Source organism: Pseudomonas sp. D3-27, from assembly GCF_051132165.1.
Classification (GTDB): Bacteria; Pseudomonadota; Gammaproteobacteria; order Pseudomonadales; family Pseudomonadaceae; genus Aquipseudomonas.
The window spans coordinates 1059396-1083237 of record NZ_CP071667.1 but is presented as its reverse complement, the minus strand read 5'-3'; the positions used below and the strand labels follow the sequence as shown (position 1 = coordinate 1083237).

The window sequence follows — 23842 nt, the reverse complement described above, 5'->3', positions numbered from 1 at the left end:
TCAAACCCAATAGGTGCTTGTGGCGAGGGAGCTTGCTCCCGCTGGCATAAAGCAGCCCCATGCAAAGCCTGATACACCGCGGCGCTTGATGTTGGGGTCCGCTTCGCAACCCAGCGGGAGCAAGCTCCCTCGCCACAGGTTTCTCACAGCATCGTCATCCCAACAATCCCAACGCTTTGGCACGAGCCACGGCCTGGGTGCGGCGCTCGACGCCGAGCTTGCTATTGATATGGCTGGCGTGGGTCTTCACCGTGTGCAGCGAGATGAACAGTTGCTCGCTGATCTCCTGATTGGAACATCCCTGGGCGATCAGTTGCAGCACCGCTCGCTCCCGGCTGCTGAGGGTCTCCACCGATGGCGCGGCCTCGACAGGCAGTACCGTCGACGGTAAACGATCGAGCAACTGTTGACGCAACTCGCTGTGCGGCGCTTGCAGCAGTTGCTCACGCAACCATTCGGGACGCTCCTTGAACAACCATTCAAATGGCTGCAGCGCCCCCCCGATGGCGGCTTCGAAAGCCTCGGCCAATGTGCCGCGCGCATCGGGTTCGCGGCCCACGCTCAGCAGCAAGGCGACTTTCTGGTTGAGCACCATCACGGCGAGCATCTGCCGTCCGGTTTGCTGGGCGTGCTGGAGCAACGCATCGAGCCGCCCTTCAGCCTGCATCGGCTGGCCGCGGATGGACTCCAGCAGGGCTTGTTGCAGCTCGACATGCAGCGGCAGTTGCGGATGGAATTCCGGTGGCGCGGCGGCGCGTTCGCCGGTATAGGTCTGCCCCAGCCGCGCCAGCCAGGCTTCGGCCAGTTCAGTGCGACCCTGGGCCAACCAGAGCTCGCATTTCACAAGGGTGATCATCGCCAGGTAGTACACCGGCGGAACATCCCAGATATGCATCAGGCGCTCGGCTTCGGCCAGTTCGGCAAAGGCTCGGGCAAATTCGCCCGCGTGGCCTTCGACGCGGGCGATCACGCAATGGCCGATCAACACGCTGATATCCCGGCAGGTACGGGCTTCAGTGAGGCCTGCCTGCAACCGCGCCAACCCGGCCGTGGATTGCATGCGCAGCGTCAACAGGAAACCTTCGTACAGGACCAGTCGCGCGCGCACCGCATACAACCGTTGAGGCGAGAGCGCGTGCAAGCGCTGCAAGCCCTGTTTCACCTCATCGAGCGCCCTCAGGATTTCCCCTCGGGCCTGCAACACCCGGGCGCGATCGTAATGGGCCAAAGCCTCGAAGAGGGGGTTGCCGACCCGCTGCGCCAGTTCCAGGGAATCGCGGTTCAGCGCCCGGGCGCGCCACAGGTCGCCGTCGGCAATCGCCAGGTTCGACAAGGTGGACAAGCACATCAGGCGTTGTCCGTAACGTTTTTGCGGCAGGCTTTCCAGGGCTTCGGTGCAATAGCGAAGGGTGGCCTGGCGATCGCCACGGCCACGGGCGACGATGCCGCTCAGGGCCAGCCACTGGGCGAGCATGGATTTATGCGCGGTGGCCGACGGGGCCGGCAGAAAGCGGCTCAAATGAGCGGCCAGCTCCTGCGCGGCATCGAGTTGGCAGGCCAGGCCCAAGGCCCAGCTGTAGAGCACGATCAAGCGCGGCGTGCTGATGAGCAGGCTGTCGGGCAGGTCCATTTTCCAGCGCAGCAACATACCGACATTCTGTTCGGCCAGCAGTTGTTCCTCCGAAAGGTTTTGCACCAGGTTTGCCGCCACGTCCAGATGCCCGGCGCGTAGCGCCTGCTCCACGGCTTCATCGATCAGGCCTTGTACGTTGAACCAGCGACAGGCGCGCAGGTGCAACGTTGCGCCCGGCACCATGGCTTGCGCGCTGGGCCGACTGCGCAACAGATCGGAAAACAGGTGATGGAAGCGATACCAGCGCCCGTGCTCGTCCAGCGGCACGAGGAAAACCTGATGGGCCGCCAGGTATTGGAGAATTTCCTGGCTGTCGTGGGCGTCGCGCACCGCATCGCACAGCTCGCTGCAAAAGCGTTCCTGCGGGGCGATGTCGTAGAGAAACGCTTGCACCTCGGCGGGCAGGCAATCGATGACTTCCTCCAGCAGATAGTCACGGATCAGCCCTTCCCCGCCGTGCAGGGCCTGGGGCAATCGCCCCTCGCTGCCGGCCTCGGAAGCAGCCAGCAGCCAGAAACGCAGCCCGGCGACCCAGCCTTCGCTGCGCTGGATCAGGTTTTCCAAGGCTTCCCCACGCAGTGAACTGCTGTGGTGCTGGAGCAGCGTCAGCGCTTCGTCGTGGGTCAGGCGCAGGTCCTGCTCGTTGAGCTCGAGCAACTGGCGCGACAGGCGCAAACGCGCCAGATGCCAGTCCGGCCGCTGGCGACTGGTCACCAGCACCAGCAACCCATCGGGCAAGTGGTTGAGGAAAAACTGCAAGCAGCGATCCAGCACCGGGCTCTGGGCAAGATGGTAGTCATCGAGCACCAGCAGCAAGGGCGCCCGTGGCGATAGATGCCCGGACAGCTCGTCCAGCAGGCCGTCCAGCCATTCCTCGAAAGCAAAGGGCTGGTGGCGCTGGCGCATCTTCAACAGGCCCAACGCCTGGCCGCCCAACTGGGGGAAAAACGCCTGGAGCCCTTCAAGCAACCGCTCCAGGAAACGCCCCGGATCGTTGTCCCTGGCACTGAGCCCCAACCAGAGGCTGTGCCAATGCGTCGGCAAACCCTGGCAAAACTCCACCGCCAACGAGCTCTTGCCGAACCCCGCCGGGGCGCTCATCAACAGCAACCGGCCACCGAGCCCAGCGCTCAGGCGCTCGCACAACCGCGGCCGCACGACGTGCCCATCGGGCAAAGGGGGGCGATAAAAGCGCCCTTCCTGTACCGCGAAGGCTGCGCGGGAAGAATCCGGGAGTGAAGACAGATCAGTCATGGCCGGCTCTTGTTGGGATGCGGGTGGCGGCGTTGCAGATGTCCGCAGACTAGCCGTAAACGAGGACGTATTGAAGGGAGTGCTACAAATGGCTACAAAAAGACTACAGATTGTTTATGGCGGTTGTGGCGAGGCAGCTTGCTCCCGCTGGGTTGCGAAGCGCCCCCCAAAACGGACCGCCCTGGCTTATCGGATACCGTGGGAAGGTTTGATCTGGGACTGCTTCGCAGTCCAGCGGGAGCAAGCTCCCTCGCCACAAAAGATATGCGTTGGCAAAAAAAAACGCCCCGAACCAGTCGGGGCGTTTTTTCGAGGATGCGGCCTCGGGCAAAGCGGTTAGCGAACGCCTTCCTGGCGCAGCGCCGCTGGGGTGAAGTCGCTGGTGGACGCGGTGAAGCCGAAGTCGTAGGCCGATTTCTCTTCGTTCTTCATGCCCAGGGCCAGGTAACGACCGGACTGCAGGTCGTAGAGGGTTTCCAGGGCGTACCACGGCACTTGCTTGTCGTAGTAGTTCTCGGCATGGGCCTCGGCCACGCGCCACAGTTGGCCGCGACCATCGTAGTGGTCGATGACCGCCGCTTGCCAGGTGTCTTCGTCGATATAGAAGTCACGCTTGGCGTAGATATGGCGCTGGCCTTCCTTCAGGGTCGCGGTCACGTGCCAGACACGACGCAGTTCATAGCGCGCCAGGTCCTGGTTGATGTGGCCGGCCTTGAGGATGTCGGCGTACTTGAGTTGCGGCGAATCGATCTTGTGGCTGTTGGAGGCGATGTACAGCTCTTTCTTGCCTTCAAGCTTCCAGTCGTAACGGTCCGGCGCGCCGTTGTACATGTCCAGGTTGTCGGAGGTGCGCAGGCCGTCGGCGGCGGTACCCGGGCCGTCATAGGCGACTTGCGGGGCCTGGCGCACACGGCGTTGGCCGGCGTTGTAGATCCAGGCCTTGCGTGGTTCCTTCACCTGGTCGAGGGTTTCGTGAACCAGCAGCACGGTACCCGCCAGGCGTGCCGGCGCGGTCACTTGCTGCTTGAAGTAGAACAGCACGTTGCCCGGGTTGGCCGGATCGAAGCCCTTGATCTTGTCGCGGAAGACGAACTGATCCTGGAAGTACACCAGGTTGTACGAACCGTTTGGCTGCGGCGTGGCCTGGGTCACCAGGCGGGTCACGCTGCCGCCGCGATAGCGGGTGATGTGGTTCCAGATCACTTCGAGTCCGCTCTGGGGAATCGGGAACGGCACGGCCGTCTCGAAATTCTCCAGGCCGTTGCCGCCGCCCACCAGTTTGGTGTTCACGGCGTTTTTCTTGATGGAGGCCAACACGTCATCGGGCACGGTTGCGCCGCGATGGGTCGTGTAGACCGGCATCTTGAAGGTTTCCGGGTAGCGCTTGAACATCGCGTACTGGCCGGGGGCGAGTTTGTCCTTGTACTGGTCGACGTTTTGCGCGGTGATCGTGAACAACGGTTTTTCACTGGCGTACGGATCGGCGAGGAAACCCTTGCCGTCCACGCTACCGGCGTTCTTGGTCATGGGTTTCCAGGCCGAAATCGAACCATCGGCGTTACCCGCCATCTCGGCGCCCATCGGCGTCAGGCTCTTGCCCAGCTTATCGGCCTCGGCCGCAGGCACGGCGGCCATGACGCTGGCCGCCAGCAGGGACAACCCCAGCGCTCCGACTTGCAACAGATTCTTTGTTATTTTCATAGTGTGTCGTCCTGAAATACGGTGCTTAGAAGGTCACGCCGACGCTGAGCGCCAGGAAGTCGCGATCGTCCACGGTACTGAAGTCGCCACCAAAGAAGTTGGTGTAGGCCAGGCTCGCGTTATAGGTGTTCTGGTACTCGGCATCCAGCCCGAGGCTGACGGCCTTGCGGCCTTCCTCGAAGTTGGCGCCAGGGCCTGGCGAGTAGCCTTTCACGTCATGGGACCAGGCCACGTTGGGCTTGAGGTTCACACCGGCGAAAACGTCCGGGTAGTCCCAGATGGCACGAGCGCGGTAGCCCCAGGAAGTGGCGGTGGTGAAGCCGTCGTTGTTGCAGTTGGTATTCAAACCGGTGCTGCCAGGCAAGCCCGCGCCATTTCCGGTAGAGGTATTGAGCAGGTCGCATGCGCCGCCAGGAAGCTGTCCTGGGCCGAACACTGGATCACGGCCGTAACGAAGGTCGGACTTGCTTTCCAGGCCGCCCACGTGGGTCACGCCAACTTCACCCACCAGGGTGAGACGGCTGGCGCCCATGACTTGGTCAAGGAAGTGAGTGAACGTGGTCTGGAATTGAGTAATTTCCTTACGGCGATAACCGTGCAGATCCTGGCCCGGTACCCCGGTGAGCAGCGAAGCGTTGCCCAGCACGGGACCGCCCAGCGGACGAACCCCGGCAAACAGGATATCTGTGGTGCTCAGTTGAACTGGTGCATTCGGCCGATAACTCAGTTCACCGCTCCATGCCGTGCCGGTGGGCAGAGTAGTGGAGAAGCTCAAGCCGTAAAGGCGTATGTCTTCCGGGTACTCGACAAAGTATTGAGAGTTGCCGGCAATGACCAGCGGAGCCAGAGGGCCGAGAAATGGCGCACCGTTGTAGACGGACTGTGGCGCACCGGTCGCACTAAAGATAGGTGCGCGGCTGTGGTAGTTCATGAAGTAGGCACCGAACTCAGTGTCCAGCGGCTCGAACATGTACTTCAGGGAAGCGCCCCATTGGCCAGTGTCCCTGGCATCACGGTCGGGTCCACGGCGCACCAACACACCTTCTTCGTTGATGTCTACGCCGTTTGCGGACAGCAACGGCAAGAACGCACCAGGAATGGTGGATCGTTTGTTCAACACCCGCAGATTGTCAGAGCACCCATCGGCAATCACATCCGGCTGGGAGAAGAACGTCCCGCAGTTATCCACGACGGTCTGATCCCACTCAATTTGGTAGAAGGCTTCAGCCGACAGGTTATCGGTCAAGCTCTGGGACACATAGAACATGTTGACCGGGATCAGGCCTTCCTTGACCTCGGCGCCTGGACGACGGAACGCGGACACGTCGACCGGGTTGATGGCGTTGATACCGCCCTGGATGAAGGTGCTCTCACCCCAGCTGACGACCTGCTTGCCCAGGCGGACCGACCCCGGTTGATCGGCAATCGCGTAATTGTGGTAGACGAATGCATCAAGGATCTGACCGCCGGAAGACTTGGCGCCTTCCTTGCGGTTGCTGTCGCTGATGTCTTTGAAAAGACGATTTTCGTCCTTGAGCTCAAAGTCGTACCAGTATTTGCCACGCACAAACACACCGGTGTCGCCGTACTTCAGTTCAAGATCGTGGATGCCCTTGAAGATCTTCGAAAACGTTTCCCCACGTTTAAAGTTCAGGTGTCCGTCATCGGACGTCTGGGACAGGCCCTTGCCGCCGTTGTTAGCACCAATCAGGTCGCGGTTGGCCTTGGCCGTGGACCAGCTCGCGCCGACCGACAGGGACGAATCGAACTGGCCTTCGATTTCACCAATGTTGAAGCTGACGCCGAATGCCGGGCCGGCGAGCGAGGAGGCAAGACTGACGGCCAGAGGCAGTTTTGCCCGGCGCCAGAAACTGTTTGCTGAGGTCATCGACGCAACTCCATGTGTTTTATTGTTATGGCAGTGGACGTTTCCGGAAACCCTTCGCCGTGCTGGCACGCGCGTCCCATTCCGAAAAGCCTTGAGCGGACTATAGCCAGCAGGTAGTACGGCTTGATCCCTCTAAAGTGTGATTTGCAGCCCCCGACCACTCTGGAACAGTCCTTCGCCAGGCCGACGTTTGTCGGCACGGCAAGGATGGCTGAAATTTCCGATTTAACAAGACAAGCGCTTGCTTGGTGGGGCTGCCGTGCCCTTTTCGGGCACGGCGAGGACGCTCAAAGCGTCGAAAGGAAGGTGCTGTTGTTGCTCTGCCATTCGGTGATGTCAACGCGGATACGTTTCTTGTCGAGCTTGCCGACGCTGGTCTTGGGAATTTCCGTAACAAGGGCAATCTGGCTAGGGATCGCCCATTTGCTCAGGTGCCCCAGCTCGACAAACGGCTTGAGGTGCTCCTTGAGCTCGCGAGCCCCGATCTGGTGCCCCTCACGAACGACCAGCAAGGCAAACGGCCGCTCGCCCCACTGCGGGTCGGGAATGCCGACCACTGCTACTTCGCGTACCGCCACATGCCGACTGATAAGGTCTTCCAGGTCCAGGGACGAGATCCATTCGCCGCCGGTCTTGATCACATCCTTGATGCGGTCGCGAATGTCGATGAAGCCCATGCCGTCGAGCGTGGCGACGTCGCCAGTGTGCAACCAGCCGCCACTCCAGAGTTCGGCGCCCTTCTGCGGTTCGTTGAAATAACCTTCGGTGAGCCATGGCGCGCGCAATACCAATTCGCCCTGGGTTTCGCCATCGGCGGGAAGGAAGCGGCCCTCGCCGTCGACGATCGCTGCCTCCACCAGTGGCCCTGGCACGCCGGCCTTGATCCGATAAGTGATGCGCTCGTCTTCGCCGCCGGCCATCAACTCATCGTTGAGGTGGGCGCAGGACACCAACGGGCCGGTTTCGGACATACCGTAGGCGGCGGTGAGCTGGATGCCCTTGGCCTTCGCCGCCTCGTACAGGCTGCGGTTCAGGGCGCTGCCGCCGATGACGATTTTCCAGCCGCCGAAATCGGTGTCCTGGGCGCCCTTGGCGTTGAGGACCATTTGCAGGATGGTCGGCACGCAGTGGGAAAAAGTGACCTTTTCCTTGCGCCACAGCTCCACCAGGAACTCCGGGTCGTAGCGACCGGGGTAGACCTGATTGAGGCCGAGCATGGTTGCCACGTACGGCAAGCCCCAGGCGTGAACGTGGAACATGGGGGTGATGGGCATGTACACGTCGTTGGTGCCCAGCAGGCGCACGCTGTCGATGGCGCCCATGATGGTCGACACACCCAGGGTGTGCAGCACCAGCTGCCGATGGGTGAAATACACGCCCTTGGGGTTGCCCGTGGTGCCGGTGGTATAGAACGTGGTGGCGACGGAGTTTTCGTCGAAATCCTGGAAATCGTAGGTCGGACTGGCGCCGGCCAGCAGTTGCTCGTACTCGCCCACGAGGTCGGGCAGGTCGGCGGTCTTGTCCGGCTGGTCGGTCAGCAGTAGCGTCTTTTTCACCGTTGTCAGCTGGCCGGCGATCGCCTGGTACAAGCCGACGAACTCGCTGTTGACCAGCACGAAGCGATCCTCGGCGTGGTTCATGGTGTAGAGGATCTGTTCCGGCGACAGTCGCACGTTGATGGTATGGATCACCGCGCCGATCATCGGGATCGCGAACATGCATTCCAGGTACCGATGGCTGTCCCAGTCCATGACCGCCACGGTATCCCCGGCTTTAACCCCGGCCTCGGTCAGCACGTCAGCCAGCCGTGCGACGCGCTCGATCAGGGTGGGGTAGCTGTAGCGCAACTGGTCCCGGTAGATGATCTCGCGGGTTTTCTCATAGCGTGCGCCGGACATCAGCAGCCGCTTGATCAGCAACGGGTATTGGTAAACGCCCTCGGCTGGAGGAATAACGCGAGTCTGCAACATAGGAATCCCTTTTCTGACTGCACGGTCTTGGCTGGAAAAGTAAGCACTTTAAAGCGCTTGTCCGCGGATCAAATCAGCCGAAGGAATGATTTGATCCGCCCGCAAACACTAGCCTTGAGCCATCATCAGGATTCGTTCAACTCGTTCAATGGGCCTCGGTAAACGCCAGTTTCACGCCGATGGCGATCAGCACGGCGCCCATGGTCCGGTCGAACCAATGGCCCATGCGGGCAAAACCGGCACGCACCCGTGCCTGGCTGAACAACATTGCCACCATGCAGAACCAGGCCGCCGTGGCAACCGCCAGGTACACACCGTAGCCGGCCTGGATCGCCAGGGGCGTATGGGGATTGATGACCACGGTAAACAGGGACAGGAAGAACAGCGTCGCCTTGGGGTTCAGGCCGTTGGTAACGAAGCCGGCGGTAAACGCGCCCCGAGCGGTGCGCTCACCTGCCTCCTTGTGCAGGTTTTCCGGGTTCGCCTTGGCCGGCTGGGCGCGCAGGGCCTTGAAGCCGATGTAGAGCAGATAAGCGGCGGCGGCCCACTTCAAGGCGTTGAACAGCACGATCGACTGGGACACGATCAGGCCGATGCCCAGCAACGAATACCCCACGTGCAGGAAAATCGCCGTGCCGACCCCCAACGCCGTCCAGGTCCCGGCGCGGCGGCCGTGGGTCACGCTTTCGCGGACCACCACGGCGAAGTCCGGGCCAGGGCTGGCCACGGCCAACAGGTGGATCAGGGCGACAGTGAGAAATTCGGCGAGGTACATGGTGGTGCTCCTGGCGACAATCTTTGTTGAATGAAATCCGTGGCGAGGAGCTTGCTCCCGCTCGGCTACGCAGCAGTCGCTCGTCGCGTATCGGGGCCTTGCCTTGCAGGCCAGCGGGAGCAAGCTCCCTCGCCACGGCAACTCTTCTGATAGGCTCGCCACATTACGCCTTCAGTCTTCTACATGACAGGTACAGCTGATGACCAATACCGCACGCGCAGTTTTCCTCGATCACGCTTCACTGGACCTTGGCGACCTGGAGCTGGCTCCATTGCGCGATTGCTTCACCGAACTGCAGCTGTTTCCCGGCACCCGCCCGGATGAGGTGGCAGGCCGGCTCGAGGGCGCCACGGTGGCGATCACCAACAAGGTCGTGATCGACGCAGCCGCCATGGCCGCCAACCCTGAACTGAAGCTGATCCTGATCAGCGCCACCGGCACCAATAACGTCGACCTCGCCGCTGCCCGCAGCCATGGCATCGTCGTCAGCAACTGCCAGGGCTATGGCACACCGTCGGTGGCCCAGCACACGATCATGCTGCTACTGAACCTGGCGACGCGCCTGGGCGACTATCAAAAAGCCGTGGGCGAAGGTCGCTGGCAACAGGCTTCGCAGTTCTGCCTGCTGGACTACCCGATCGTCGAACTGCAGGGCAAGACCCTCGGGCTGCTCGGCCATGGCGAACTGGGTGGCGCCGTCGCACGGCTGGCCGAAGCCTTCGGCATGCGCGTGCTGCTGGGGCAGATTCCAGGAAGGCCCGCCCGTGCGGACCGCGTGGCCCTGGACCAACTGCTACCCGCGGTGGATGCCTTGACCTTGCATTGCCCGCTCAACGAGCACACCCGCCACTTCATTGGCGCGCGTGAACTGGCGTCGCTCAAACCCGGCGCGTTCGTAGTCAACACCGCACGCGGTGGCCTCATCGACGAACAGGCACTGGCCGATGCGCTGCGCAGCGGTCACCTGGGCGGGGCGGCCACCGACGTGTTGAGCGTTGAGCCGCCGACCCAGGGCAATCCGCTGCTGGCAGGTGATATCCCCCGGCTGATCGTCACGCCGCACAACGCCTGGGGCAGCCGCGAGGCCAGGCAACGGATCGTCGGCCAACTGGCGGAAAACGCCCGGGGCTTTTTCAGCGGTACAGCGCAACGAGTCGTCAATTGATAGACTGCCGCACTTTTTAACAAGGAGCAGACCATGGATCCGCGCAGTGAAGTACTGCTTCGTCAGGCCGAGTTATTCCAGGGTCCGGTCCTGCTGGCCGGGCTCCCAGCCGACGACCTGCTTGGCCGCTTGCCCGAGGCCCATGGCTGGTGCTGGCATGCCGGCGACCAGGCGGCCCTGGATGCCCGCTTCCCAGGGCGCAGCCATTTTGGCGTGAATGTACCCGAACTTTCGTTCGACGCTGCCGTGGTCTTCCTGCCCAAGGCCAAGGACCTGACCGACTACATCCTCAACGCCGTTGCCGCGCGCCTGGCTGGGCGCGAGGTGTATCTGGTGGGGGAAAAGCGCAGCGGCATCGAAGGCGCTTCCAAGCAGCTCAACCCCTTTGGCAAGCCGCGCAAGCTCGACAGCGCACGGCATTGCCAACTGTGGCAGGTCACCGTCGCCAACGTCCCTGAAGCCAAGCCGCTGGAAAGCCTCGCGCAAACCTATGAATTGCCACTGGTCGAGGGCCCGCTCAAGGTCATCAGTTTGCCGGGAGTATTCAGTCACGGCCGCCTTGATCGCGGCAGCGCGCTGTTGCTGGAGCATCTTGACAAGCTGCCCAGCGGCCACCTGCTGGACTTCGGCTGCGGCGCCGGCGTGCTGGGGGCGGCGGTCAAGCGGCGCTATCCCCATAACACCGTGACGCTACTGGACGTGGATGCCTTCGCCGCCGCCAGCAGTCGATTGACGCTGGCCGCCAATGGCCTGGAAGCCAAAGTGCTGACGGGTGACGGGATCGACGCCGCGCCCATGGGCCTGAACGCGATTCTGAGCAACCCGCCGTTCCACGTCGGCGTACACACCGACTACCACGCGACCGAAAACCTGTTGCGAAAAGCGGCCAAACATCTGAAAAACGGCGGTGAACTGCGCCTGGTTGCGAACAGTTTCCTGAAGTATCAGCCGCTGATCGAAGAGCACCTGGGCCCCTGCGCGATCAAGGCCGAGGGCCAAGGCTTTCGCATCTACCGGGCCAAGCGCGGCTGAAGCGTTTTGAGAAACAGCGCTTGCCCAATCGGATTTGCCTAGGCAGAATCCGCACCGTCCTAGGGGAGTAGTCTCCCGCGAGCGCCCTGCTCGCCCGGCATACGTCAACATACTTGGTCAGCAGACCATGGCGTATGCGGCCCAAGCGTCCACGCAGATGGTCGCTGGGTTTGACAAGACCTATGACACGCACACCTTACCCGGGGCGGGAAGGCTGTACGTGTCATAGCCGTGTCGACCCGCCCCTCTTAGGAATTACCTGATGCTGGACTCTTTCCTTGTTCCCACCGCCATCGTTGCACTGGCCGAAATCGGCGACAAGACGCAACTGCTTGCGCTTATCCTCGCTGCTCGCTTTCGCAAGCCGTGGCCGATCATCGCTGGCATCGTCGCCGCGACCCTGGCCAACCATGCGGCCGCGGGCGCGGTAGGAGCCTGGGTCAGCGGGTTCTTTTCCGATGCGGTGTTGCACTGGATATTGGCGGCAAGCTTCGCGGCCACGGCCCTTTGGACCCTGGTGCCGGACAAGCTCGACGATGAAGAGGCGAATACGGCCCGCAAGTTCGGCCCCTTCCTGACCACACTGATCGCGTTTTTCCTGGCGGAAATCGGTGACAAGACCCAGATCGCGACGGTGATGCTCGCCGCGCAATACCCGGAACTGTGGCTGGTGATCATTGGCACCACCGTGGGCATGTTGATTGCCAACGTGCCGGTGGTACTGGCTGGCAACTTTGCCGCCGAGAAACTGCCCCTGGCCCTCATCCGCCGCCTGGCCGCCTCGGCGTTTTTCATCCTGGCGATCGTTGCGGTGTACAAGGCGATGCAGAGCAGTGGGTGGGTTTGAGGCTGTTGTGGCGAGGGAGCTTGCTCCCTCGCCACAAAAAAACTTCACCACATGACGGTGGTTACTTCTTGGCTTGCTGATAAAGCGGCATCACCTTCGGAATCGCCGCCTGCAACGAGGCGATCCGGCTGCTCGAGGACGGGTGGGTGCTCATGAATTCCGGTGGTGCCCCTTCCGAAGCCTTGGCCATCTTGTTCCACAAGGTGATCGCGGCGTTCGGGTCGTAGCCGGCGCGGGAGGCCAGCTCCAGGCCGATCAGGTCGGCTTCGTTCTCGTTGCCACGGCTGTTAGGCAGGGTCATGCCATAGTTGGCAACCGTGTCGGCCAACGCCAGGCTATCCTGGCCCAGGCCGAATATCGCACCGGCACCCTGCTTGGCCATTTCGATGCCATAAGCCTTGGACATGGCTTCACGGCCGTGCTCGCGCAAAGCGTGAGCGATTTCATGGCCCATGATCGCGGCGATTTCAGCGTCGGTCAGCTTCAGTTTGTCGATCAGGCCGGTGTAGAACATGATCTTGCCGCCGGGACCACAGTTGGCGTTGAGTTCATCACTCTTGATCAGGTTCACTTCCCAGTTCCACTGCGCCGAATCCGGACGGAACACAGGCGCCTGGGCGATCAAACGATCAGCGATAACCTGCAGGCGCTTGGCGTCGCTACTGGTCTTGTCCAGGGCACCTTGCGCACTCGCCTCACCCAACGTCTTCTGATAGGACTGGGCATACATCTGGTTGACCTCGGCGGTCGACAGCATGCTGAACATGTACTGCTTGCGCTCCACGCCCACGGCTCCGCCGCTGGTGGTGTTGACTGACTGGCAACCGGCGAGCAGCAGAGCCGCGCCCAGAGCGCTCACCATCAAAGTCTTGTTCATACAAAAGAAGCTCCATGGAATCGTGGGCGTATCCTAGGCTTTGATTTGTATCGGCGCCAGATACACAGCGAGCGATTACAGTTTTTTCGGACAGGTCCCACTCATCCTTTTACGACTCCCACCTAACCAATACAGTCACCCGACGAACAGCGCCTCATGCCCGCCCACGGAAATGCCGATACAGATACCAGACGTCATTTCCGGGTCCGGAGCCATTATGAAATTCAAATCGATCCAGTTTTCCGTTGCCGCCCTGGCCGGTGCCATCGTCCTCAGCGTTGTTGGTGCCCTGGTGCTGTACGCATTGTTCGCCGGCGCCCGTACCCAGGAAATGGTGCAACAACGGACCAAGGCGCAATTCGAGCAACTCATCGAACAACGCCTCAGTGCGCTCGCCCGCACCCAGGCCAGCCTGATCCAACGCGAGCTTGAAGCACCGCTGTTGCTTGCCCGAGGACTGGCGACGACTAACGCCCTGATGGGCATGAACGGCACGGACGGCAACCCGTTATTGAAGATGCCCCGTGAGCAGATGATCAGCCTGTTGCGCGAGTCCGTGGTGCGCAACCCGAAGGTCCTGGGTGCCTACATCGCCTGGGAACCGAACGCTATCGACCACGACGACGCCAACTATGTGAACAGCCAGGTGCTCGGCATGGAAACCAATGGGCGCTTCCTGCCGTGGTGGTTTCGCAACCAGGACGGCACCTTGGGCCTGGAAAAGCTCGCCGACGTGACTGACCAGAAACTGCTGTCCACCGGCATTCGTGCCAGCGAATACTACCTGTGCTCCCAGGACAGCAGGAAAGCCTGCGTGATCGACCCGGCGCCCTACCGCGTCGGCAGCACCATGACCATGCTGGCCTCCTTCATCGAACCGATCCTCATCGATGGTAAATTCCAGGGCATCGTCGGCGCCGACCTGTCGGTGAACTTCATCCAGGACATGCTCGTTGCCGCTGACGCCAAGCTGTACGACGGCGCCGGGGAAATGGCCTTGCTCGCCAGCAACAATCGCCTGGTGGCCTTCACCAAGGACCCAAGCAAGCTCGGGGAAAAAGCCAGCGACCTGCTGGACGCCAACGAGCTGGACAACCTGGCCAAGCTTGGCGCTGGCGAAGTGCGTTACGACGTCGACGAAGCCCACGGTCACATCGAGGTGTACATGCCGTTCGGCATCGGCGAGACCAGCGCTCGCTGGACGCTGATGATGCAACTGCCGTTGAACGCGGTGATGGCAGATCTGCAAGCCTTGCAGAAGGACCTCGACGATCAGCGCGAGACCGACATTTTCGGCATGGCCATGGTCGGCCTGGCGATTGCCGCCATCGGCCTGCTGGTGATCTGGCTGGTGGGCCACGGCATCGCCCGGCCGCTCAAGCAAATGGTGGCGATGCTCGATGACATCGCCCAGGGCGAGGGCGACCTGACTCGCCGATTGACCAGCGACCGCGCCGATGAACTGGGCGCCATCGCCAAGGGCTTCAACACGTTCCTCGGCAAATTGCAGGGGATGATTACCCAAGTGGTGACCTCGGTGCAGAGTGTCAGCGATTCGTCGGAGCACACCGCCGACATCGCGATCCGCACCAACCAGGGCGTGCACAAGCAGATGTCGGAGATCGATCAGGTCGCCACCGCCGTGCATGAAATGACTGCCACCGCCCAGGACGTGGCCCGCAATGCGACCCAGGCCGCCCAAGCCGCCAGTCACGCCGACCAGGCCGCCAGCCAGGGCATGCAGATCGTACGCGACACCTCCACCTCCATTGGCGCGCTGGCCGTGGAAATCGGCAAGGCCGTGGGCGTGGTGCAAACCCTGGCCAAGGACAGCGAGAACATCAACGCGATCCTCACGGCCATCCGCGGGATCGCCGAGCAGACCAACCTGCTGGCCCTCAACGCGGCCATCGAAGCGGCTCGGGCCGGTGAACAAGGTCGAGGTTTTGCGGTGGTCGCCGATGAGGTGCGCAACCTCGCGCAGAAAACACAGCAGGCCACGGAAGAAATCCAGTCGATGATCCAGCAATTGCAACAGGGCACCCGCGATGTGGTGCGCGTCATGGAAGACAGCCAGCACCGCACCGATGAAAGCGTGCAGCACGCAGCCAAGGCAGCCCAGGCGCTGGAGACAATTACCCAGGCGGTGTCGGTCATCAACGACATGAACACCCAGATCGCCAGCGCCGCCGAGGAGCAAAGCGCCGTAGCGGATGACATCAACCGCAACGTGATCAACATCGGCCAAGTGGCGAACGAGGTGGCCAGCGGCGCCGACGAGTCGAGCGCGGCCAGTGCCGGGCTGACCAAGTTGGCGGAGCAGCAGCGGCGGTTGATCAATCAGTTCAGGGTCTGACCCAAGCACCTCATTGCGAGCAAGCTCGCAATGAGGCCTGCACAGCCATCACAAACCTCAAGCCGGCGTCAGGCATTCCGGCCCATTGAGTTTCGGGTCGTTGACCATGTTGGCCAGCACCCGCTCGCGCAGTTGCGCAGGCTCGCTCGCCAGCAGCCCTTGCAAGGCATGCAAGGGTGTCTCGGGGTCGAGCCACAACCGTTGGCCTTCTTCATCCAGAATCAATGGACGCCGCTGACCGGCCGCCGGCTGGGTGATGACGGCGGTGCTCAACCACACCTGTTCCTGCACCGGATACGCTTCCCAGATCGCCGCAAAAAACAGCGACGAACCTTCCCCCGGCGTCAGCCAATAGGGGCGTTTACGCGAACCACCGCGCCATTCGTAGAACCCGTTGGCCGGCAGCAGACACCGACGCAACCGCAGGGCCTCGCGGAACATCGGCTGTTCGGCGACGGTTTCGGCCCGAGCATGGGCCGGGGTCCGGGACAGGTCCGTCAGCCACGGCGGCGTCAGCCCCCAACGGACGCGGGCCAATTCGCGCTGGCCATCGGCGCCAGCCCGCAGCATCAGAACCGAATCATTGGGCGATATGTTCCATTGGGCCTTCTGGTCGGCAGGGAAGCCAGGCAAGGCCGCAAAGGCGGGGTTCCAGCGAAACAGGGCATAACGTCCACACATGGGGTAACACGACTCTCCTATCAAACGGCGGCCAGCCTAGGGTCTGTACGAAATGTATTCGCGCGAAGGCCAGACAAGGCGAAACGGGGCGAGGAAGCGCAGTGTACTGGAGTACATGAGCATTCCGAGCCCCGTTTCAACGCAGTATGGGTGAGTGCGGATACATTTCGTACAGAGCCTAACAGACCAGCGTTCCGGGGTAACTGTCCGGCTCATCGCCGGGCACCGGCAGCGCGGCATTGTAGGCGGCGATCAGTTCCTGGGCGTATTGCGCCTGTTCATCGTCCACCGCCAGCCCCAGCAAGCCATGCATCGGCAATTCCCCTGCGCCCCCCACCAGGTCACGTCCCACCAGATGCGCGGTGATGCCTTCGCTGGCGAGCATGCCTTGCAGCAATTCGCCTTCCATCAGGTTTTCCAATTCGTAGATTCGCTGCATGGCCGCCCCTCATTCGTTTTCGCTGAAGACCTCGAGGTGCCATTCTTCATCGTGTACCTGCAGTACGAAAGTGATCGGCCGGCAACAGACCTGGCAATCCTCGATATAGGTCTGGTCGCCACCGGAAAGATCCAATGAAGTCTCGACCTCTTCTCCACAATACGGACATTCATATTCAGCAGCTTCCAGCATCGCGGTCTCCCGAGTGACTTGTGCGTATAATCGCCGGTCTATTTGCAGGGCTATTGTTGCCTGGACTGTCTTCCTGGCCGTGCCCTGGCGCTATTTATCGAACCTTTACTTACCCTAGCCGTTTCCAACAAGAGAGCATGATGGGCGAATTCGATGCCATCCGACCTTACGACGACAGTGAAGTCCCAGCGGTGCTGGCACGGCTGCTCAGCGATAAGGCGTTTCTAGATATCCTCACCCACTTCCGCTTCCCGCGCCTGGCCGGTGCTTTCGGCTGGATGCTCAAACCCCTTATAGCGCAGAAGCTGCGTCGAGAGTTCGCCGGTGTGACATCGGTCGCCACGTTGCAGGACAAAGTGGAGTTCTATGTCGACCACACCATCGAACGCGCCACCGATGGCGTGACCTACACGGGGGTGGAGCAGTTCAAGTCCGGCAACGCGTACCTGTTCATCGCCAACCACCGCGATATCGTGATGGACCCGGCATTCGTCAATTACGCCGTCTACCACGCGGGCCTGCCGACGCCGCGCATCGCCATCGGCGACAACCTGCTGCAAAAGCCGTTTGTCAGCGACCTGATGCGCTTGAACAAGAGTTTTATCGTTCACCGTTCCATCACCGGTCGCCGGGAAAAAATGGCGGCGTACCAGTTGCTGTCGGCGTACATCAATCACTCGATCCGCAACGATTGCGCCTCGATCTGGATCGCCCAGGCCGAGGGCCGAGCCAAGGACGGCGATGACCGGACCGAATCGGCGATCCTCAAGATGTTCCACATGAGCCGCAAGGACGAGCCGTTCGGCGAGGTCATCCGCTCGCTGAACCTCACGCCGGTGTCGATCAGCTACGAATATGATCCGTGCGACCAGGCCAAGGCCCGGGAGCTTTACATCCGCGCCACCACCGGGACCTACACCAAGGCACCAGGCGAGGACGACGTCAGCATCGCCAAGGGCATCACCGGCTACAAAGGCCGGGTCCACGTGAACTTCTCCGCGCCGATTACAGAGCTGTTCGAGGACACCAAGCAGTTGGCAGCGGAGATGGACCGGCAGATTCTCGGCGGTTATCGCCTGTTTCCCGTGCACTACCTGGCCTACGCCCAATGGACCGATGCCGACCCGCAGCTGCAGGTGCCGACGGCGGCTGAAGTGTTCGGTGCCGAAGAACTGGCGAAAGCTCAGGAAGAATGGCAGCGTCGGTTGGATGCGTGCCCGGCGGAACAGCGGCCATTCCTGGTGCTGCAATATGCAACGCCGGTGCGTAATCAGTATCGGGTCAAGGCGGGGTTGCCGCTTTAAAGCAGTGATTGCCCAGCAACTTTAATGGCGAGGGGGCTTGCTCCCTCGACACTGAAGCTGCTGCGCTCAGAGCTGCGTGCTGATCCAGGACATCAGCAGCGCGACGCCCAGGCAGGCAAAGCCGAACCGGTAGAAAAACCGGTTCATGCGCTGGGTGGCCAGGTCCAGCAGGGCTTCGAATCGTTCATTGCTTTCGCCACTGCGCGCTTGGAGGCAGGCGCGTGCTCGCTGTTCGCGGCGGCGCGTTGCATGCAATACCCAGCCACCCGGGCAGGCAAACAGCAGCGCGAGCAGGTTGATCAGTTTGGCCGGGTGGGCAGCGAACAGCGAAAACAATTGCAACGACATCACAGACCTCAAGCGAATAACGGACGCCTTGCGCCCGGGACCTACGAACAGGGCGCGGATTCTACCGAAAGCCTGGCGTGCTGCGTCGGTTTTTCCGACCGGTAACGATGCCTCGCAAGGTTGGGTGCTTTTGGGCGAGCGTGTTTGCGGATTAATTTCATCGGTAACGGTTTCGTCATATGGATAGGCCACCCTGTCGCCCTCCAAACCCGCACGGAACCCGTCATGCTGCACGCCGAAAACCAGGATCGCCTCTATCTCATCAGCCCGAGCGACGAACAACAGAACCTCGTCGACAGCCTGTCCTTCAACGTGCAGGACCGGCACTGGCTGGTGTATTGCGCCCTCGGCGGCCATTCACATGCCGATCTGCCGGAGACGGACCTGCTGACCGGGATCAGCGTGCTGGAGCTCTATTCCCAGGCGGCGTGAATTTATCGCCCATAAAAAACCCCTGTGGGAGCGAGGTTGCTCGCGATGACGATGGATCAGCCAACATCGAAGTGGCTGAAACATCGCTATCGCGAGCAAGCTCGCTCCCACAGGGGATACGGGTCTTCAGTCGTTACTCTGCCAACACCTGACCGATGGTCGGGTCCTTGAACAGACGGGTCAGGGCATCACTCAATACATCGCTGACCAGCTTGGTATTGGTGTCCTGGTTGGGCGCCATGCCGAAGCGTTGGTCCAGCGAAGCGCCATAACGACCGCTGTAGCGACGATTGGCGTTCTGCACGTCAGAGCGGAAGGTCGCGCCAATCGTCGCCTCGGTCACGTACATGCCTTCCTTGGGCGACTGGTATTTCAGTTCCGCCAGGGTCACGGTCAGTTGCGGGGCATTCATTGCATTGGCGGTGGGGGTGAAGCCCAGCAAACGCACGGCCGCCTCGGCCTGGGCCTGCAATTTAGGCAGGATTTGCGCACCCTGCACCGTGATCACGCTGGTTTCCGGGTACAAGCCACCACGTGTGCCGAGGGTCGGCGACGGACGACCGTCCACGACACGGACCACCACCGGCTGGCCGCGACCCACCGGCGCCAGTTGGGCGTTGAGCTTGGGCTCCGGGTTAAGTTGTTGCGGGCTGTGGGCACAGCCGACGAGGGTCAGACTGGTCACTGCGATCAAACCGAACAACAGGCGTTGCAACATGCTCTTCTCTCCAGAATCGGGCACAGACAGGCCGGCAGTATAGCGGTGCGCCATCGCGGCGAACCAGCGCCTTCGATGAATACTGAATTGTCTGACACGGGCCCGGATAGGCGGTTCCTGTCACCCCTTTGTCACGGTCCTTACACCAGGGTGTCATGGCTGGCTGTCAGGCTGTCCCCAAGCTCCCCGGACACGGTACCTGACCATGCGTTTTCTCATCTCCCTGTTTACCCCGCGCCCGCATCATCGTTGCTTCGCCCTGCTGGACCGTACCGGCCGCTGCCAGGCATTCAAGCAGTGCAGCCTGCAGCCCATGGGCGATGGCTGGGTGGAAATCGAAGAGATCCGCCTCAACTGGCTGCACCAGCCCTTGCCTGCCAGTGCCCTGGTACAACCGCCTCGCACTCGCGTACGTAACCGCCAGCTGTTGGCCTTCTGACCGCAAGGCTAATAAAAGTCATAAAACACGACCATTTCTACGCGTTTCTTCGTTACAATCTCCCCCCGATTATAAGGACGTCTCCTGATCGGGCCTCGCAACGCCGCTGATGCGCTTGTATTGGCACCCCGCACCGCCCACAGAGAGCCGCCCACACAGATCGAGTGAAGCTGGCGCGCTTGCTGTTTCCCTGGCAAATCACCGCTTTTCGCGAATCTGCAGAGCTGTCATTACGCTCGGTCACTGAGCTGTCTGCCCGTTTTGCCTGTCATGTATTGCATGGGGGCAACCAAACCGGGCCCGGTGCCAGGCTGGGACAGCCCTTTTTTGAGGTTCACGTCTTCAAAAGAGCGTGAAAAAACGGGTTTTCACAACTTCACAAGAGTGTGGCGAGCAAATGAAGAGTTTTGCGTCTGAACAAGCACCATCAGCGTCTGGAACAGCCCAACGACACAGGACCGGATATCGCTCAAGAACCGCCGCCTGAAGCCTGTCCGCTACGGATTTGGTTGCACGAACGGATGTCTCGGCCATAAGTCGAATTGCTTGCCCTGCGCTTAAATGAGTTCATGGGACTCTAGAGGCCAGGCTGCATGCATCCGCAAGAGTGCGAAAAATTGCGAAGATTCGGACATGGCGATTCCTGGCCATGGATACCTGGGGCGCAACTGACCTGCCCCGCTTCCTGGCCGCTATGCCGACAATTTGGTGCTGCAGATTTTGGAGACGCGTTAAATGGCGCATAACGAAGCAGTTGATGTAGTTCTGGTAGGGGCCGGCATCATGAGTGCCACCCTGGCCGTACTGCTCAAGGAGCTCGACCCGGCGATTTCCCTGGAAGTCGTCGAGCTGATGGACTCGGGTGCCGCGGAGAGTTCCAACCCCTGGAACAACGCCGGTACCGGTCATGCCGGGCTGTGTGAGCTGAACTACACGCCCCAGGCCGCCGATGGCACTGTCGACATCAAGAAAGCCGTGCACATCAACACCCAGTTCGAGGTGTCGAAGCAGTTCTGGACGTACCTGACTAAAAAGGGCACGTTCGGCTCGTCGAAATCCTTCATTGCCCCGGTGCCGCACCTGAGTTTCGTACAGGGTGAGAAAGGCGTGGAGTTCTTGAAGAAGCGCTTCGAACTGATGAGCCAGCATCACGCCTTCGCCGACATGGAATACACCGAAGATCGCGACCAGATGGCCGAGTGGATGCCCCTGATGATGCCAGGCCGGCCCGCCGATGAAGTCATCGCCGCCACCCGCGTCATGAACGGGACCGACGTCAACTTCGGCGCCTTGACCAACCAGTTGCTCAAGCACCTGGGCAGCGCGCCGGACACTCAGATCAAATACTGCAAGCGCGTCACCGGCCTCAAGCGCAAAGGTGACGGCTGGACCGTGAGCATCAAGGACGTCAATTCCGGCAGCACCCGCGAAGTCGACGCCAAGTTCGTCTTCCTCGGTGCCGGTGGCGCCGCGTTGCCGCTGTTGCAAGCGTCGGGTATCGAAGAAAGCAAGGGCTTCGGTGGTTTCCCGGTCAGCGGCCAGTGGCTGCGTTGTGACAACCCGGAAGTGGTCAAGCACCACCAGGCCAAGGTCTACAGCCAGGCCGCCGTGGGCTCGCCACCGATGTCGGTGCCGCACCTGGACACCCGCGTGGTCGACGGCAAGAAGTCCCTGCTGTTCGGGCCTTACGCCGGTTTCACCACCAAGTTCCTCAAGCACGGCTCGCTGATGGATCTGCCGATGTCGGTACGCGCCGGCAACATCGGCCCGATGCTGGCCGTGGCCCGGGACAACATGGACCTGACCAAGTACCTGATCAGCGAAGTGATGCAGTCCATGGAGCAGCGCCTGGAATCCCTGCGCCGCTTCTACCCCGAGGCGAAAGCCGAGGACTGGCGCCTGGAAGTGGCCGGCCAGCGGGTGCAGATCATCAAGAAAGACCCGAAGAAAGGCGGCGTACTGCAATTCGGCACCGAACTGGTGGCGGCCAAGGACGGAACCCTCGCCGCCCTGCTCGGCGCTTCGCCAGGCGCCTCGGTCACCGTTTCGATCATGCTGGAACTGATCGAGCGTTGCTTCCCGGAAAAAGCCAAGGGCGAGTGGGCCACCAAGCTCGCGGAAATCTTCCCAGCCCGGGAAAAAGTACTGGAAACCGATGCCGCGCTGTATCGCAAGATCAATGCGCAGAACAACATTGCGTTGGAACTGGTTGAAGAAAGCAGCGAGACCCAAAGCTACGCTTGATTCGGTCGGCTAAAAAAAGCCCCGCTCTCCATGAGGGCGGGGCTTTTTTTTTGAAGCTTTTCGTGGCGAGGGAGCTTGCTCCCGCTGACCTGCCAGGCAGGCCCTCGGCCTATCAGCCACGCGCCTTGTTGATCAACTCGATGTATTCCTCGGCGTTGCGCTGGTCCTTGTTCAGCGCAACGAAATCATTGCCATGTTCGTCCTTGCCATCGAGGTCGTAGCCCGCCTCGACGAAAAACACCAGGAAACGCTCGAAGTCGTCGACACGCAGCCCACGGTAGGCCTTGATCAGTTTGTGCAGCGACGGCGACGTAGCATCGACCGGTTCAAAATTGAGGAACAGCTTGATCTGTTCGTCGCCAATCTCGTCACCAATCACTTGTTTCTTGTCTTTACGCATTGCCGGCTCCAACTCGCACAATTCACGGGGCGGGCAGTTTACCCCCGGCGGGCGTTGCGGCTCAACGCGGGCGTGCGGTGCCGGTGTGCAGATCGGCCCAGATATGGCCGTTGGCGTAGCTGAGGAATTGCACGTACACCGTGTCATTGCGCAACAGGTCAATGACCACCCGGTACTGGGCCTGTGGATAAGACAAGGTCAAGGTCTTGCTCGCCTCGTCGTACGCCGGTTTCTTCAGGCTTTTGCTTTCCCCGTCGAAATTGAGAATCACCTGGCTGATGGTCGCGCCCTTGTTCAACGGTTTGCCTTTGAGGCGCACCATCAATGGTGAGGTGACCGGGATCGGCTGCTGGTTGGAAGGGCGCTGGTTGCCCAGCACCACCGAGTATTCGGTGACTTGCAGCAACTGCTGCTGTTCAGGCTGCTCCTGGCGCGCCACGAGGTCATCCGGCGGCAAGAACTGACTGTGCATCGGCGCGGCCACGGCCATCAAGGGCAAGCTAGTTAGCAACAGCAAAGTGGCGCAGCGGCGGATCGATACACTCATGACAGGCTCCGGAGGCTTGGCCGGGCACGCTAGCATTCATCGAAAAAATAAGCGACCCGGACAATTCATTCGCGGCACAGGCTATCAGCGCGGGCCTCATAAAAGCGCGATCGCCATCGATATTAGTCGAATTGAGCGCGCATCCAGGCCTGGTATTGCGCAACACCGGGCTCGCCTTCGCGGGGCGCCCAAGGGGCCAGTTCGCCGTCGCCCACCGGCCGGTAGGGGCCGGCTTTGCATTCGAACATCAGGCTGTCAGCCTCCAGTACCACCAGGCCATGGTAGACACCGGCCGGCAGATCGACACCGAGGCAATCGCCACCGGCCTGCAGGATGCGCTTGCCGGTCACGGTTCCGGTTTCATCGAAGATCAACACACCGAGGCGGCCTTTGAGCACCAGTAAGGTTTCAGCCTTGTCGGCGCTCAGGTGGCGATGCGGCGGGATGTAGGTCGAGGGCTGCAAACCCACCGCCATGCGGTGGCAAGGCTCATCCATCTGGTGGAAATTGTGGTGTTGGCGCCCACGCGCACTGGCCCCGGCCTTCTCGGCCAGCTCATCGAACAAGGCTTGATCCAGGAAGGCAGGGCAAGTCATCCGA

Annotated in this window: 22 protein-coding genes, 1 pseudogene and 1 riboswitch; of the genes and pseudogenes, 9 read left to right on the top strand and 14 right to left on the bottom strand. The window is 61.3% G+C overall.

The genetic code is table 11. The features are described from left to right. Nucleotides 1-154 precede the first annotated feature (154 nt). The 5 genes from J3P92_RS05060 to J3P92_RS05040 all read right to left on the bottom strand — a co-directional run bounded on the left by J3P92_RS05060 (nt 155) and on the right by J3P92_RS05040 (nt 9221). Nucleotides 155-2887: a LuxR C-terminal-related transcriptional regulator gene (locus J3P92_RS05060; RefSeq protein ID WP_434650030.1), complete on the bottom strand. Its 2733-nt coding sequence runs from the start codon at nt 2885-2887 to the stop codon at nt 155-157. A gap of 336 nt (nt 2888-3223) precedes the next feature. Beyond that, entirely contained in the window at nt 3224-4588 is a 1365-nt protein-coding gene (locus tag J3P92_RS05055) for a DUF1329 domain-containing protein (RefSeq protein WP_434650029.1), read from the bottom strand. A gap of 25 nt (nt 4589-4613) precedes the next feature. Next, nucleotides 4614-6476 (bottom strand): DUF1302 domain-containing protein, encoded by a 1863-nt coding sequence (locus J3P92_RS05050; RefSeq protein WP_434650028.1) that lies wholly within the window; start codon nt 6474-6476, stop codon nt 4614-4616. A gap of 287 nt (nt 6477-6763) precedes the next feature. Then, nucleotides 6764-8446, bottom strand: coding sequence for a fatty acid--CoA ligase (locus tag J3P92_RS05045; RefSeq protein ID WP_434650027.1), 1683 nt, complete (start codon nt 8444-8446; stop codon nt 6764-6766). Between the two features lie 145 nt (nt 8447-8591). Further along, a complete protein-coding gene (locus J3P92_RS05040; protein WP_420764095.1) occupies nt 8592-9221 on the bottom strand; it encodes a LysE family transporter in 630 nt (209 codons plus the stop codon). A 199-nt stretch (nt 9222-9420) separates the two neighbouring features. Here J3P92_RS05040 and J3P92_RS05035 point away from each other — a divergent pair, with 199 nt between their 5' ends. The 3 genes from J3P92_RS05035 (at nt 9421) to J3P92_RS05025 (ending at nt 12265) form a co-directional block, all read left to right on the top strand. Then, nucleotides 9421-10386, top strand: a complete 966-nt coding sequence (locus J3P92_RS05035; protein ID WP_434609611.1) for a 2-hydroxyacid dehydrogenase — start codon at nt 9421-9423, stop codon at nt 10384-10386. Between the two features lie 33 nt (nt 10387-10419). Then, nucleotides 10420-11418 carry a methyltransferase gene (locus tag J3P92_RS05030; protein ID WP_434650026.1) on the top strand — a complete coding sequence of 333 codons (999 nt, stop codon included), beginning with the start codon at nt 10420-10422 and terminating at the stop codon, nt 11416-11418. A 50-nt stretch (nt 11419-11468) separates the two neighbouring features. Continuing rightward, nucleotides 11469-11590, top strand: a riboswitch (yybP-ykoY riboswitch). A 90-nt stretch (nt 11591-11680) separates the two neighbouring features. Beyond that, nucleotides 11681-12265, top strand: a complete 585-nt coding sequence (locus J3P92_RS05025) for a TMEM165/GDT1 family protein (RefSeq protein ID WP_039592168.1) — start codon at nt 11681-11683, stop codon at nt 12263-12265. A 61-nt stretch (nt 12266-12326) separates the two neighbouring features. Here the strand turns inward: J3P92_RS05025 and J3P92_RS05020 are convergent, their stop codons facing one another. Then, nucleotides 12327-13142, bottom strand: coding sequence for a M48 family metallopeptidase (locus J3P92_RS05020; RefSeq protein WP_434650025.1), 816 nt, complete (start codon nt 13140-13142; stop codon nt 12327-12329). A 172-nt stretch (nt 13143-13314) separates the two neighbouring features. Between J3P92_RS05020 and J3P92_RS05015 the strand changes: the two are divergent. Both J3P92_RS05015 and J3P92_RS05010 read left to right on the top strand, forming a co-directional pair. Continuing rightward, a pseudogene (locus J3P92_RS05015) lies at nt 13315-14592 on the top strand (methyl-accepting chemotaxis protein); the annotation flags it as partial. A 63-nt stretch (nt 14593-14655) separates the two neighbouring features. Then, nucleotides 14656-15498: a methyl-accepting chemotaxis protein gene (locus J3P92_RS05010; protein ID WP_434564080.1), complete on the top strand. Its 843-nt coding sequence runs from the start codon at nt 14656-14658 to the stop codon at nt 15496-15498. A 57-nt stretch (nt 15499-15555) separates the two neighbouring features. Here J3P92_RS05010 and J3P92_RS05005 read toward each other — a convergent pair whose 3' ends face one another. From J3P92_RS05005 to J3P92_RS04995, 3 genes are all read right to left on the bottom strand, one after another. Then, nucleotides 15556-16179, bottom strand: a complete 624-nt coding sequence (locus J3P92_RS05005; RefSeq protein ID WP_434562365.1) for an SOS response-associated peptidase — start codon at nt 16177-16179, stop codon at nt 15556-15558. A 178-nt stretch (nt 16180-16357) separates the two neighbouring features. Next, nucleotides 16358-16618 carry a putative signal transducing protein gene (locus J3P92_RS05000; RefSeq protein WP_434609604.1) on the bottom strand — a complete coding sequence of 87 codons (261 nt, stop codon included), beginning with the start codon at nt 16616-16618 and terminating at the stop codon, nt 16358-16360. A 9-nt stretch (nt 16619-16627) separates the two neighbouring features. After that, complete coding sequence (locus J3P92_RS04995) at nt 16628-16810, bottom strand: CPXCG motif-containing cysteine-rich protein (protein ID WP_186612369.1); 183 nt, start codon at nt 16808-16810, stop codon at nt 16628-16630. Between the two features lie 137 nt (nt 16811-16947). Between J3P92_RS04995 and J3P92_RS04990 the strand changes: the two genes are divergently transcribed. Continuing rightward, nucleotides 16948-18114 carry a 1-acyl-sn-glycerol-3-phosphate acyltransferase gene (locus J3P92_RS04990; RefSeq protein ID WP_434562359.1) on the top strand — a complete coding sequence of 389 codons (1167 nt, stop codon included), beginning with the start codon at nt 16948-16950 and terminating at the stop codon, nt 18112-18114. A gap of 66 nt (nt 18115-18180) precedes the next feature. Here the strand turns inward: J3P92_RS04990 and J3P92_RS04985 are convergent, their stop codons facing one another. Further along, entirely contained in the window at nt 18181-18462 is a 282-nt protein-coding gene (locus J3P92_RS04985) for a hypothetical protein (RefSeq protein ID WP_420764088.1), read from the bottom strand. Between the two features lie 225 nt (nt 18463-18687). On the opposite strand from J3P92_RS04985, the gene J3P92_RS04980 reads away from it, so the two are divergent. Continuing rightward, nucleotides 18688-18894, top strand: coding sequence for a hypothetical protein (locus J3P92_RS04980; RefSeq protein ID WP_420764087.1), 207 nt, complete (start codon nt 18688-18690; stop codon nt 18892-18894). Between the two features lie 133 nt (nt 18895-19027). Here J3P92_RS04980 and J3P92_RS04975 read toward each other — a convergent pair whose 3' ends face one another. Further along, nucleotides 19028-19612: a YajG family lipoprotein gene (locus J3P92_RS04975; RefSeq protein WP_030138601.1), complete on the bottom strand. Its 585-nt coding sequence runs from the start codon at nt 19610-19612 to the stop codon at nt 19028-19030. A gap of 205 nt (nt 19613-19817) precedes the next feature. Here J3P92_RS04975 and J3P92_RS04970 point away from each other — a divergent pair, with 205 nt between their 5' ends. Continuing rightward, nucleotides 19818-20051: a hypothetical protein gene (locus J3P92_RS04970; protein ID WP_420764086.1), complete on the top strand. Its 234-nt coding sequence runs from the start codon at nt 19818-19820 to the stop codon at nt 20049-20051. Nucleotides 20052-20786: 735 nt separating this feature from the next. Further along, nucleotides 20787-22295, top strand: coding sequence for a malate dehydrogenase (quinone) (mqo, locus tag J3P92_RS04965; RefSeq protein ID WP_420764085.1), 1509 nt, complete (start codon nt 20787-20789; stop codon nt 22293-22295). Between the two features lie 112 nt (nt 22296-22407). On the opposite strand, the gene J3P92_RS04960 is transcribed toward mqo, so the two are convergent. The 3 genes from J3P92_RS04960 to J3P92_RS04950 form a co-directional block, all read right to left on the bottom strand. Next, nucleotides 22408-22695 (bottom strand): PA4642 family protein, encoded by a 288-nt coding sequence (locus tag J3P92_RS04960; protein ID WP_420764084.1) that lies wholly within the window; start codon nt 22693-22695, stop codon nt 22408-22410. A gap of 61 nt (nt 22696-22756) precedes the next feature. Next, nucleotides 22757-23242: a hypothetical protein gene (locus J3P92_RS04955; protein ID WP_420764083.1), complete on the bottom strand. Its 486-nt coding sequence runs from the start codon at nt 23240-23242 to the stop codon at nt 22757-22759. 122 nt (nt 23243-23364) lie between these two features. Next, a complete protein-coding gene (locus J3P92_RS04950) occupies nt 23365-23838 on the bottom strand; it encodes a WbuC family cupin fold metalloprotein (RefSeq protein WP_434650024.1) in 474 nt (157 codons plus the stop codon). Nucleotides 23839-23842 lie beyond the last annotated feature (4 nt).